This is a genomic window from Streptomyces sp. H27-H1 (assembly GCF_026627445.1).
GTDB lineage: Bacteria > Actinomycetota > Actinomycetes > Streptomycetales > Streptomycetaceae > Streptomyces.
The window spans coordinates 94,630-106,560 of record NZ_JAPNLJ010000006.1 but is presented as its reverse complement, the minus strand read 5'-3'; the positions used below and the strand labels follow the sequence as shown (position 1 = coordinate 106,560).

Sequence of the window (11,931 nt, the reverse complement as noted above, 5' to 3'; positions counted from 1 at the left end):
CCCTCCAGGGCATGCGAAAGGCCCGAATGCCGTCGGCAATTCGGGTCAGGAAGTCAGGGGGTTACGCGGCCCGTAGGCTCACGGTGTAAGCGGCTCCACGCCGGTACACGGCGGGGTTGGCCCATGGCTGGCGTGAAGGACCGGCGTCGCATCGCACGTCGCGAATCACCGCCTCGCCCACAGGGCCGCGAAGGAAGAGCAGCGCGTCACGCACGGAGCTGGATAGCGTTCTTGCCTCGTCGGCAGATCCCGCGAAGACGTCGACAGCGATGCGTGGGTGTCCCGCGAACCGCGCATCGGCTCCACCGATCCGCTCTACGCGCACGAAGGGGAGCCGGGCCTCCAGGTCGGCCGGAGTTTCCGCACCGGCCATGACGTCAAAGGTGCCTTCGATCCACGGCGCCACAACGGCTTCGACGTCAGCCACCGTGAGCCGCCTTAAGAGCGTCAATCGCCTTCTGAAGGGGCGCGTAGCGTGGAACGCGCCCGTCTCCGTGCTCCACCCGCCAGGCGTGCGGAGCAACGTTCATGACTCTGGCGCCGGCACGAATGCGAGGCTTCCCCCGGAAGGGAACATTTTTGTTCAGCGGCTCCACGACGAAGCTTGCCTTGTAGAGACCCGGGTGCCGGTCTTCCGTCGGATCACCAACCGGCGACACTGCCTGTGCCTCTGCCATCAGCTTCAGCCCGGCCGTGCGGCACGGAGCGTGCATCCAGGGCTTCGAGAGCATGGCGCCGATGCCGCTGTACCGGCCGTGGTACTTGCTGCGGTAGGTCACCCGGTCACCTCCTGTACGGCAGCCTCGATTCGGGCCAACGACGTCAGCGGGAAGACGAGCGGCCGGCCGATCACCTCGTACGTCTCGCCATTGCGGGTGATCCGGTCGCCCGCGCGGAGGTCGGTATCGAGCGGCGCGGCAAACACCCTGCGCGTCGTCACCGTCTCCGATGCCTCGCTCGTCTCCGACGAGGAACCGACTGTGACGCCGTACGGGCTGATGACCGCACTGTTCGGCACGTCAATGCTGATGCGCGGGCCGGGGACGTAGCTTCCTGTGGAATCCCTGATCGGGGTTCCCGCCCGCTGGATGGTCCACGTCTCCGACAGGAGCGACGCGATCAGGCTCACGTCGCCCGCCAGGCCTTCGTCAGGGACGGGCATTCAGCCGGAGCGATGTCCAGCATGCCTGCCCCGGACGCCATCCCGACTGCGCGTCGCAGTCGGCGCCGTTCATCGTCAGAGAGGACCACGCCTGTCTGAGCGTCGGCGTACGTTACGAGCATGCCGCCAGCTTGCTCGCTGCGGACCCCGCCAGAGTTGGTCAGGACCCGAGCCGCAACGGCTAGCGCGGCGCTCTTCACGCCGGGCTGAAGGGGGTCCGTCAGTCGGCCCCCCACCTCACCGCGGATGGCGTCAAGCGTCATCTCGTGCACGAGGTCGCCCTGCCCCTGCGTCAGCGGGCGCCCCATCAGAATCGCTAGCTCAGTCGTCGTGAACAGCAGCATCCGTGCCCGCCTTTCGCCGTGCCCGCGGGCGGGCAGGCACCTTGGCCGGCTCCGTAAGGCGCCTTGCGGAGGTCGGCTCGGGTGCCTCCGCCCACGCCTTCGGGTTGATGATCTTCGACGCGGCCCACGCAGGAACCTCGTCGGCGGGGCCAAAGGTGAAGCTCAGACCCGTGTCGTCCCTCACGTGGACGTACGTAGCTAGACGTGCCATGCGTGCGTGCCTCGCTTTTCGGATTAGAGAACGTCAGCCTGGAAAGTCAGGTCCGGGGCCGCAACCACGGGAAGCGCGATGGCGACGGCGCGGGTCCACACAGTCTGCGGATCCTCCGACTTGTAGCCACCGACAGCAACGCCAGCAGCATCCCCGCTCAGCCCGTACCGCGGGTCGTCGGCCTCCACCGGCACACCCCAAAGGGTCTGGCCGACGGCGTCACCGAACTCCGGCAGGAACAGGATCTTGTCCACAGGAGTCACTCGGGTGGCCACGCCCGCCACCGACACCTGAGCGTCGTAGATGAGCACAGGCGGGATGTCGTAGTCACCAAGGACCGTGTTCAGCCCGTCACGCGTCAGGACAGTAGGCGGGTTCTGCGTGTTGGCAAGCTTCGTCAGACCGGTGTTGCGGCGCAGCCAGTTGTAGGCGGTGCGCGACATCAGCGTGTACGCCGGCAGCCGGCCGTTCGTGTTGTTGTAGATGTCGAGCCAGGCCGACAGGTCGCCGTACGCGTCTGCCGTGGCGAAGGTGCTCCATGGAGTCGACGCCGTCACGTTGTGCGCGGCGTTGCGGCCGAAGTCGACCGACGCCTGAACACCGTTCTCGTTCAGGTTCACCGCGCCGGAGAAGAGCGCCTCACCTCGCGCAAGTTCGAGTCGGGCTTCAATCTGCCGAGCCAGACGAACGCCGTCGTCCAGCATGGCGTCACGGATCTCAGCGCTCTGCGTGTCGACGTTCCGACGCCGAATGCGCTCGTACTCGCCAACGGGGATCTTCCGCGAAATAGGCGGCAGTTCGCCGCTCACTCGTGCGCCACCGGGCCGCGTTCCGACGTCAGACGACGCGTCGTAGGCACGGAAGACAGCGGCCTCAGTCAGGCCACCTCCGCCACGCGTGAAGCGGTAGGACAGATCGTTGATCGTCCGATTGGGGAGCCACCGGTCAAGGTTCTGCTCGTTCTCCGGGCGGTCGGCAAGGGCCGCTCGCGCGTACCCGGTGAGCTCTGCGGGAGTCGCGAACTCGTCAATAAGCTGCATGTGTCAGTACCTCTCAGACGAAGATGACGCGGGAGGCCAGATCGACCTTGCCTGCGGCGTCGACGGCGATGGGGAGCTTGGCTTCCCGAATCGCGCAATGGACGAGCATCGAAGCCACAGCAGACGAGAGAACGGCACCCCGTCGCGTGACAACCTCCACACTCGTGAAGAGAAAGCCCACGCAGGTCTGCCGGCCATCGACCGCAGCGTCGTCGTAGGGGCCGTACTTGCCACCCGCAGTGACCTTGCCGAGCGGAATACCGCTCTTGATGTAGCCGTCGGGGTAGTGAGTGCCGGACGTGAACTTCGTGACGTCGAGCGTCACCGACGGAGCAATGTCCGTGCCGTGCTCGCCCTGGAGCCAATCGCGCTTGTCCTGAGAGAAGCTCTCAGTGATGAGACCGAGATTCATGAATCCTCCTGTGAGGGTTGGTCAGTTCTTGGCGTGACGCTGGCGGTACAGCTCAGCGCCCGCTTCTGTCGAGCGGGTGCTTCCACCCACGTCGCCGCCACGCGGTCCGCCAGCACGAGGCGAGGGCGGTGGGGTGCCCTGCGGCGCAGCAGGGAATGCGGCAATCAGTGCGTCTGCGTCCGCTGCCAGCTCCTCCGCCGTAGTGCCCCGGAGACGCTCAGCCTGCGTGGCGGTAAGACCCTTCTCAGTGGCCACCCTCGTACGCAGCAGCTCCGCGGTAGCCGTAGCGGCTGACGCGGCGTTGGAGGCCGCGAGTGCAAGCGCGTCGTCCCGCTCCTTCTGGAGCCGCTCTGTGTCGGAGAGGTCAGCAGCCTGGCGCGTCTTCAGCTCCGAATCAGCCGCGCGGAGTCGCTCCAGCTCGGTCGAGTCCGGGGCGGCGTTTGCACGTGCCTCGTGCTTGCGCGCGTGATGGCGCCAGTACGCCACCTGATGCTCTGACGTCATGTCGGCGGTAGGCGTGTTGTCTGGGTACCCGTGCTCGTTCACCGTCGTAGCGCCAGCACCGCCACCGCCGGCGTTCGGGTCGTCCGCGTAGAGGTTCCACGGCTGCGCAGCGAAGGTAAGAAGGTTCGTACGCGCGAGGGTGCGTCGAGTCATGCGGTGTCCCCTGTCGGGAGTCGTCGGCCCATGGCGGGCGTCAGGTCGGAAGGTGTATGTCGTCAGGGCCGGTGAAGCGTTGGCCCCGGTAGCCGAGTACGGGGCCAATCTCTCCGTGCTCGCGGGCAATGATGATCTTGCGGTAGTCGACGGCGCGGCCTCCGCGGTCGAAGGTCCCGAGGGCCGCTTCAACTGCGTCGTGGATCGCCTCTAGCCGTTCCTCGTCGATGATCTGGCCGGGGTCCTCGTCGGCCGTCACCAGCTTTACGAGGCAGTCACAGCCCGGATGGATCGGCGCCAGGTCCCGCTTTCGGTACCGCTGCGTGGACGCGATCATGCAGAGCGCGCAGTCGTACTCTCCCTGTAGCTCGCGAACCGTGTAGGTGAAGCGCGGCATGTCGTCGCCAACCTCGCGCACGGTGTGCGTGCGGGCGAGCTGGAGATCTGTCTTGGCGATCGTCTCCAGTCGATGCGCCCCGCGCTCCAGGGCCACGTCTAGGGGCTCACCGTCGGACAGTGCACGCCATACGTCCTTGAAGGGGCGCTCATACACGTCGGACGGATCCACGCCGCGGAGCGCGCGGCCGGTCACCCGCTCGAAGTCCAGCTCCGCACGATGCGCCTCGTCGGTGATCTCTCGGTACAGCCGCTCCAGGTAGGTCGTTGTCAGTGACGCGATCTGACGCTGTCCGGCGAGCATGATGGGGAGGGCAGTCCGCTGGAAACGGGCTACGTCCTCCCCACGCCACGAGCCAAGATCAGTCCACGATCGGGACACACGACCGAGGGTCGTCGTCCACACGCCGCGGACAGCCGTCCCGTACTGACGGTCAAGCCGCGTTAGCGTCACGCCCGATCACCGTCCGGGGGTCCGGCTGGTTCTGCTGCTGCCGCTTGTCGCGGGCTGCCTGAAGGGATGCGGGCTGCGGGTCCTCCGCGGGCGTCGCGTTCAGAGCGTCGGCGGCACGGTCAATCTCCATGCGCGCAATCTCGGCTGGGGTGTAGCCCATATCCTCCATGCGCTGGCGCCACGGGACGCCGGCCGATGCCTTCTTGACTGCCGCGTCGGCCAGTTCAGAGATGCTCCGAGACTCGGGGTCACGCCAGACGGTCTCAGCGTCGTACGCCGTCGCGCGTTGTTCGTCGCCCAAGACCTTGAAGGCCAGGCGCATGACCGTTTCCCAGGATTCGCCAAAGTTGCGCTGCCTGTCGCGCACCTTCGAGACGAGTCCAGTCTCAGCGGCCTTCAGCGCATCACCAGAGACGTTGACGACCTGGCCAAGCAGGTAGTGAGGTGGCGTGCGGCTGATAGCCGCAAGATCTTGAACGGCGGACTCAACGGCCGCGATGTACGGGCGCAGGTCAGTCGCGTCGAACTCACCGAACTTGACTTCTGGGTTCGCCGTGGTCCACAACTTGCGGATGTCGAGCTGAAACGGCTGGATGGCCTTGCCCGTGATCGGGTCCTCGTCGACCTCCAGGCCGGCGGCGTACCGCTGGCGGAAGGCGCCGTACTTCATGGCGGCTATGAGGTTGATCAGCGATAGGTTGATGCGGTTCTGGATCGTGAGTACATCTTCGTGCTCCGCGAATCCCTCCGGCCGCCGGCTGCGACGGTTGATGAACGGCACGAGGGGCACGGCGCCAAGGACGTTCGGGCGCTTACCGTCAGACGCCGTCGGCGTTGCGAAGGCATCCCAGCCGCGCAGCGCCGCAGCTCGGCCACCGAACACCGGGGCGTCGGTCTTCGTGGTGAACTCGAACACCTGCGTAGGTGTCCAGAGCGTTGCGCGTGTCTGCCCGGTCCAGTCGTCACGCCAGAGCTTCAGTCCAGCCGCCAGTTTGCGCCGGTTTCCCTGCGCATGCTCCACGGCCACCTGCCGGGGAGTCTCATGCGTCAGGACTGGACGCCCGTCGTCGCCCTCTTCCACGAGGACGAACGCGCGCCTCTGCGAGAGGGCGCCGTAGTGGACGAGGTCGGAATCCGCGTCCATGCTGTTCTCTTGCCAGATGCGGTTAGCGTCCTCGTCGGCCGTCTTGGCTGACTTGCTGCCCTTGGCTTTGCCAAAGCGGAAGCCGTCGACGCCCATGCGCTCCGTCGGGGAGTCGATGACCAAGCTCGTCCAGTTGGTACGCGCGTCACGCATCCATGCTGCGACTTCACGAGGATCGACGCCAGGAACGTGCGGAAGGGGTGGCCTCCCCTCCGCGTAGTTACGAAGGGTGTCTAGCCCGGGGGTGACTTCTCCTTCATGGTCTGAGCTGTCTTCGCGTTCGTCGAGAAGCTGCTTCCCCAGACGCTGAAGCCACCATCCGGGAGATTCAACCTGCGATGCATCGATAGGCACTTACGATCCCCCTCAGAAGGCGACGAGTTTGGATGAGCGCTTCTTGCGCTTCGTAATTCCTGCGGCAACGGCGTCAGCGCGGCACTCGTAAGCGAGCACGGCGGACATGGCGGCGTCGATCTTCTTGGGCGACTTCGCGTGTTCCTTGCCGATGCCCATGTGATTGCGCCCCATCGGCCGACGCCGCGCGTTCTTTACGTGGCGGGAGAGCGTGACTCCGAGCCGCAGATATTTGCTCTCGTCGTCTTGATCCAGCGTCTCTGCGTGCGAGAGCGCCTTGTCGTCGACCGCTTCCATGAACCGGTCTAGGGCCGACTCCATGGCCGTTGGTCGGTTGGTCCACCACTCCAGCGGGCGGGCCTGTGTCGCGCGCACCTGGAGCGGCTCGCCGTGCTCCGCGGTCCAGCGGTCTACGTAGTCCTGCCAGTGCGGCGGGTCGGCGTAAAAGCCGCAGACCTCGAAGCGGTCGAAGGCCCGGTTCACGGCGTTATCAACGCTCTCGCGATCGACCTGCCAGCCGTCGCCTTCCGGTCCTTCCGGCTTCTCCCAGCACCCAAGGAGCATCAGGTGACCGTCGGACACACGACAGGCCGTCAGGGCTGTGGCGTCGTCACGAATGGAGCCGTCGAAGCCGAGAGTGATCAGGTCCCCCGCGGCTATCTCTTCTGCGCGCCGGCAGAGTCCCCAAGCATCAGGGTCCATCCACGCGTCAGAGGACATCGTGCGGGAGTTCAGGAAGTACCGCTTGCCGTCGTTCGAGTCGTTGCGGAGGTCGTAGAAGTCGTCAACGAGGGATTCGAGATCCATCCACTCCATGGCGTCGCCGTAGGCGTCCATGAGGGCGGCTCGCAGCTCGTCCTCGTTCTTCAGGTCCTTGCACTCGCCGTATCGGTGGTCATACATGAGGCGCGCGCGACCACGCTTCTTACGGCCGCTGGAGATGGCTTCCGCTTCCTCGTACGTGCGCTCCGCCACAGAGTCCTGCCCCGGGGCGAACATCGTGGTCGTTTCGAGGTACCACGTCTGCGCCCCACGCTTCCTCTTGCGGAGGTTTCGCGTGACGGTGGCGTACATGCGCCGAAGTTCCGGAGTGTTGTAGAGGTGGGTCTCGTCGAAGCAGACCCACGTTTCCTTGCCGCCGTCCTTCGATGAGGACGAGGCGGTTGACGGCATGATCTCTCCGCCGTCAGGGAGGATGATTCGGGTCAACCCAACATCGACGTTGGGGACTCGGGACAGAGGCGACGCCTCGTCGGTCAAGTTGAAGTGGATGGTGTCGTAGACGTTGCCGGTCTGGCCTTCCTCCGTCGCCATGATTCGGAGGTAAGGGACTTTTACCGGGCGGCCCATCGGCTCGCCGGCCTCGTAGACGTACTCGAAGCCAAGCCCCCAGGGATCCCGGTAGACCTCTCCGCCCTCTGCCCAGCCGTTGAACCGAGCGGGGCCGAAAGCTTCAAAAAGCCCTAGGCGGGCGCCAAGTCCAGACTTGTCGCAGCCCTTTGGGCGACTGAAGAATGCCGAGTCGTAGAGCAACCGGCCCTCGTCGCCATCGACCGCGTAGCAGTCCACGACGAAGCCTGTGTATTCGTCACCGTGCCGTACCGGCTCTCCCTGGACATCGCCAGGACCGTGTACGACGAAGTATTCCATCCACGCGACTGCCATCCACCCGAGCGAGCGGGAGCGGTCATGACCGGGGGCGCGCACGATAGCGCGCGGCACGCGGTCTCCTAACCTGTGAGTCGAGCCCTACGGCTGTTGATGTCGGATACGTTCCCGGGGCTCTGTACGGGCCTCTGCGGGCCGTTCGAGGGGTCGTCTACCTTCATCTTTAGACGGGCCCTGTCCTCCGGCGTAGCGCCGAACTTGGCAGCTCTGAGGCGTACTTCAGAAGCGAACTCCCATCGCCCCTTAGCCCACATCGTGTGGTGCATGAGTGCGGTATCGATCAAGAAGAGCCAGTCAGTCATCACGAACGTCTGTGCCTGCGCGCTGCTGCGCCAGGAGTCCCACCACAGCTGAGTCATGGAGTGCCAGGGAAGATCCTCCCCCGTTGCCTCGTCGACGCCCAGTACGCCGGCCGGAAGCTCCGGGCCGCGGAGTTCCTCGTCAGGGGTGATTACAGTCTCGGGGTCCGCGGCGTTGCGCCTGCGGCGTCGTGCTGGGTCCTTCGGGGCTGGTCCGTGTCCGCCCATCAGGCGTCCCCCCACTCAAACACCGTGTACCCAAGCAAGTCGTACACGTCGTCCGCCTGAAGAATGGTCTGCGGCTCGGGACGACGAGCGCGCCACTGCGATGCGTCCACGTCGGGGTGTGCCGACCGGACGAAGTCGCACGCCGCCTTGACCACGTCCACAAGTTGAGCGTCAGCAGCGTGCACCACAAGCACAATTGGCATCGGTACCTCCCGGATAGAACGGCAGCGCCGCCCATGCCGGGGGCTACTGCGTCAGCTTGGAAACCAGCGCGGAGAGGTCCGCGAGGATGGACGGGCTAGAGCCATGTCGGCGGCCCGTCATTGCGATGTAGCGGCCGGTCCCGTAAATCTCTACGGCCGTACCGTCGGGGCGTCGGATGCGGCGCCCCTGTCGGACGTTCGCGCGGCCCCAGATGTGCAAGCCGTCGCCAGACGGGGACACCTCTACGTAGGTGGTGCCCGCGTCGCGCACGATGGCTGCGGCCCACGGCGCCAGGCGGCCCGTGAGCGGGTTCAAGCAGTGGTCGAGGTCGATGCACGCGATGTTGTCGACGTCGCTCAGGACGAAGCCCAGACCGACGCCGACCGTCGAAGCGGCTGCGTCTGTGTGCGTGCTCCACGTCCGCGGGTCCGTCGACGAGGCAGCCATGCCGGCGACCGTCAGGGGGACCTTCGTTGCGGAACGTCGAATCCACCTGTCGCGGATCTTCAGCTCGTGGGGCGTGGGGTCGCTCTTCGCGGCCCGGTGGGCCTTTGAACGGCATCGCGTGTTGCAGAAGCGTGCGTGCTGACGAGCCATCATCGGTAGCGGTGCGGCGCAGTGTTTGCACGTCCGGGGCGTCGTCTTCATGGGGTCCATTCTACCGGCCGCGAACGCTTTTAAGCTACTGACCTGCACTGATTCATTAGCCATCAGGGCCGGAGCGCCACGCGCCCACCTCCCATTTCGGAGGTCAAAGCAGTCCAGCCGGCCCCCGTTCGGGGCTCCAGCGGGCCCCTGTGGGCGCCTTAGCGGCATCCCCCAGACCCGTACAGAACGGGAAGACCAGCATCTATACGGTCTCCACATGATCGGTTTGGGGGTTACCCCCTGGTACCGATCATGGCTAGCCGATCTTCGCAGCGAAGCCGGCGCGAGGCTCCCGACGATCACCGTCAGCCAGCTCGCCGCGGATCTCCAGGCGACTCGGAATCAGGGTCAGCGTCACCGTAGTGATCTTGCCTTCGCCCTTGCCGGCCACGCGCACGCGCGGTACGCAGGCCATCCGTCCGACGTCCACACCGTTCACGCTCACGTGCGTGACCAGAACGCCGTCTTCACCCGTGTCTTGCTCCTCCGTCAGCACCACGTGAGAGCCGCTCATGGCCGCTCCTGCGCGCCTATGTGCACCGCCACAGAGCCAGGCTCGGCTACCCACACAGGCATACCGCCTCCACCACACCGCCACGCACGCATGCGCCGTAGCACCGCCATAGTCAGTCCTCCAATGCGGGGTGTGTAGAGCGGGGCCTGTGTATGCGCACCCTCACGAGGGCCGCTGCAGTGCCACCCTCTGAGCCGCTCTTGTGGCCGTGGTGCCATGGACACAGGAGCTGTAGGTTCTCGTCCCTGTGGTCATCTCCGGGGGCTATGTGGTCCACGTCCGTGCCAGGCAGCTCGCACCGTCGGCCGTCGCTGTAGCGGGCCACACAGACCCCGCCGTCACGCCGGATGATGCGGCGCCGTATGCGTGGCCAGTCCTTGGGGAGTCTCTGCCTGCGCGTACTTCCTTCCCACGCCATGACGTCGCCTCCAAACGGGCATGCAAAAGCCCCGTCTCCGAATGGAGGACGGGGCCAGAGTGGCTGTCGTACGCTCAGCGCATGCTGAAAAGGTTCCTGAGGCGGGCTGGCGCGCTCCCTATCGCTGAGGCGGCAGGTGAGGCGTTCAAGCGCGGCGACACGGTGTTCATCCGCAAGTTCCACCCAAGCCCCACGAAGGGGGATCAGGATCTTGCGCAGGCAATCCAGGACGTCACGGCAATCGGATGGACGCTGACCTCAACGCAGTTCGAGGGAGCCGGGCTGAGCCGGCACGCCAACTTGGTCTTCAGCCGCTCTTAGATCGCAATGGCCGTGAGCTTCAGGTCCGCGTGGGCTACGTCGACTAGGAGCTTCCCGCCGTACTCCTGAGGGTCGAAGGGCCCGAAGATTTCCTTGGCGCCGGCCGGAAGCGACTTCGTCCGGGGAGTGACGGACAGCCCGTCCACCTTCCGCGCCACAAGGAAGGTCACGATGCGGGCGGATGCGCCCGCGTTCTCGACAATGATCACCACGCTCCCGCTGTTGACCACGTAGTGGTTGTTGGTCGCGTCGCCAGTCGTGGACGTAAACGCCACACCGGTGCGGGCGGCAGTGAGCACGGGAACCAGGGTGCGGGCCATGTGGACTCCAGGGATTCGGGGTTACTTGATGCCGTCCCCGTCGTTCACGTGGACGATGGCGGGCGCGGTCAGGCTCTTCGTTCCGTCGACGGCAAGGAAGGCCTCGCGCGTCCGGTTGTTCTTGCGGGTACAGCCGTCGTAGACGACCCGCTGACGCGCATTGGGCGCCGTCAGGTGGTACGCGTGCTTACCGACAAGATCGCAGCTCCGGTAGCTGACGCCGACCGGGTTCGTGTACTCGTGAGCCACGAGACCGGGGCTGTGAGGCTGGAATCCGAGTGCGGTGTCCGAGCATCCGTCGAAGACGATGTGTCCTCCCCACAGGCTCTTGATCACCTGAGACACCGCATTCCGCAGCTCGAAGCGCACACCGCGAACGTTCAGGTGCTGCACAGAGTCGTAGTGACCGGCGGTCGGGAGGTGGAAGAAGCGGCTCACGCCACCGTCGGGACGCTTGCCCTTGATGATGAAGCTGCCACCGTCGACCGTGATGAATCCGCCCTTGTCGAAGCGAAGGAAGTCGCCCGAGTCGTATTCGATCTTGCTGTCACGGAAGCTGAAGTTGAGGAACTGATCCTGTGCGGCGTTGGCCGGCGTCATCCCGCTCCAGAGGAACGCAACGTCGTAAGAGCCGTTCACGTGGCAGCCAGTGAACGTCCACTCGGAGTTGCAGTTCGACGCAATGGGGCCGTCAAGGCCGATGCCGTAGCGCCAGGCTCCGCGCCACTCGCAGTTCGTGAAGGCCCAATCCTGAGCGCCGCCCGTGGACGAGCTGTATAGGAACGAGGCCGCGGGGTTCGTCGAGCGGAAGCTGACGTCATACCAGCGCACGCCCATCCATCGGTCATCGTTCACGAGGAGCGGCTCAGCGCCGGTCATGACGATCTCGCTGGAGCGCTTCCCGATGCCGCGGACCGTAAGGCCCTGCGCACGTCCGGGAGCGTCTCGCATGATCGTGCCGGAGACCCGGTAGACACCCGTGAGAAGCACGGTCACCGTCGAGACGGGGACGCTTCCGCCAGCGTCGGGCTTCAGTCGCCGGTCGACCTCCGCGAAAAGTCTGCGGAAGGGTTCGGTCGCGTCTGCCCCCGGCGTTGCGCCGAAGTCTTCTGGGCGTAGTTCGTAGGTCGTCGTCAT

Annotated in this window: 15 protein-coding genes; 1 reads left to right on the top strand and 14 read right to left on the bottom strand. The window is 65.6% G+C overall.

The window, feature by feature from the left end:
- Nucleotides 1–61: 61 nt before the first annotated feature.
- From OTB20_RS08355 to OTB20_RS08300, 12 genes are all read right to left on the bottom strand, one after another.
- Nucleotides 62–427, bottom strand: a complete 366-nt coding sequence (locus OTB20_RS08355; protein ID WP_267815998.1) for a hypothetical protein — start codon at nt 425–427, stop codon at nt 62–64.
- Entirely contained in the window at nt 420–779 is a 360-nt protein-coding gene (locus OTB20_RS08350) for a hypothetical protein (protein ID WP_267815996.1), read from the bottom strand. Before OTB20_RS08350 ends, OTB20_RS08355 begins: the two co-directional genes overlap by 8 nt.
- Complete coding sequence (locus OTB20_RS08345; RefSeq protein WP_267815995.1) at nt 776–1,129, bottom strand: hypothetical protein; 354 nt, start codon at nt 1,127–1,129, stop codon at nt 776–778. The genes OTB20_RS08350 and OTB20_RS08345 overlap by 4 nt, the downstream gene beginning before the upstream one ends.
- Nucleotides 1,126–1,506: a hypothetical protein gene (locus OTB20_RS08340; RefSeq protein ID WP_267815993.1), complete on the bottom strand. Its 381-nt coding sequence runs from the start codon at nt 1,504–1,506 to the stop codon at nt 1,126–1,128. Before OTB20_RS08340 ends, OTB20_RS08345 begins: the two co-directional genes overlap by 4 nt.
- 234 nt (nt 1,507–1,740) lie before the next feature.
- The gene (locus OTB20_RS08335) at nt 1,741–2,757 is read right to left on the bottom strand and encodes a major capsid protein (protein ID WP_267815991.1); all 1,017 of its coding nucleotides are present in this window, start codon (nt 2,755–2,757) and stop codon (nt 1,741–1,743) included.
- A gap of 13 nt (nt 2,758–2,770) precedes the next feature.
- Complete coding sequence (locus tag OTB20_RS08330; protein WP_267815989.1) at nt 2,771–3,169, bottom strand: head decoration protein; 399 nt, start codon at nt 3,167–3,169, stop codon at nt 2,771–2,773.
- A 21-nt stretch (nt 3,170–3,190) separates the two neighbouring features.
- Nucleotides 3,191–3,826, bottom strand: a complete 636-nt coding sequence (locus OTB20_RS08325; RefSeq protein ID WP_267815987.1) for a hypothetical protein — start codon at nt 3,824–3,826, stop codon at nt 3,191–3,193.
- A 40-nt stretch (nt 3,827–3,866) separates the two neighbouring features.
- Complete coding sequence (locus OTB20_RS08320) at nt 3,867–4,526, bottom strand: hypothetical protein (RefSeq protein WP_267815986.1); 660 nt, start codon at nt 4,524–4,526, stop codon at nt 3,867–3,869.
- A gap of 130 nt (nt 4,527–4,656) precedes the next feature.
- Nucleotides 4,657–6,174 carry a phage portal protein gene (locus tag OTB20_RS08315; RefSeq protein ID WP_267815984.1) on the bottom strand — a complete coding sequence of 506 codons (1,518 nt, stop codon included), beginning with the start codon at nt 6,172–6,174 and terminating at the stop codon, nt 4,657–4,659.
- A 12-nt stretch (nt 6,175–6,186) separates the two neighbouring features.
- Nucleotides 6,187–7,824 carry a terminase large subunit gene (locus OTB20_RS08310; protein ID WP_267815982.1) on the bottom strand — a complete coding sequence of 546 codons (1,638 nt, stop codon included), beginning with the start codon at nt 7,822–7,824 and terminating at the stop codon, nt 6,187–6,189.
- Between the two features lie 791 nt (nt 7,825–8,615).
- On the bottom strand, nt 8,616–9,020 hold the full coding sequence (locus tag OTB20_RS08305; RefSeq protein WP_324290350.1) for a hypothetical protein: 405 nt from the start codon (nt 9,018–9,020) through the stop codon (nt 8,616–8,618).
- Nucleotides 9,021–9,477: 457 nt separating this feature from the next.
- Nucleotides 9,478–9,735 (bottom strand): hypothetical protein, encoded by a 258-nt coding sequence (locus tag OTB20_RS08300; protein ID WP_267815978.1) that lies wholly within the window; start codon nt 9,733–9,735, stop codon nt 9,478–9,480.
- A 499-nt stretch (nt 9,736–10,234) separates the two neighbouring features.
- Between OTB20_RS08300 and OTB20_RS08295 the strand changes: the two genes are divergently transcribed.
- Entirely contained in the window at nt 10,235–10,474 is a 240-nt protein-coding gene (locus OTB20_RS08295) for a hypothetical protein (RefSeq protein WP_267815976.1), read from the top strand.
- Here the strand turns inward: OTB20_RS08295 and OTB20_RS08290 are convergent.
- Both OTB20_RS08290 and OTB20_RS08285 read right to left on the bottom strand, forming a co-directional pair.
- Nucleotides 10,471–10,794: a hypothetical protein gene (locus tag OTB20_RS08290; RefSeq protein WP_267815974.1), complete on the bottom strand. Its 324-nt coding sequence runs from the start codon at nt 10,792–10,794 to the stop codon at nt 10,471–10,473. The genes OTB20_RS08295 and OTB20_RS08290 overlap by 4 nt on opposite strands.
- Before the next feature lie 21 nt (nt 10,795–10,815).
- Entirely contained in the window at nt 10,816–11,931 is a 1,116-nt protein-coding gene (locus OTB20_RS08285; protein ID WP_267815973.1) for a hypothetical protein, read from the bottom strand.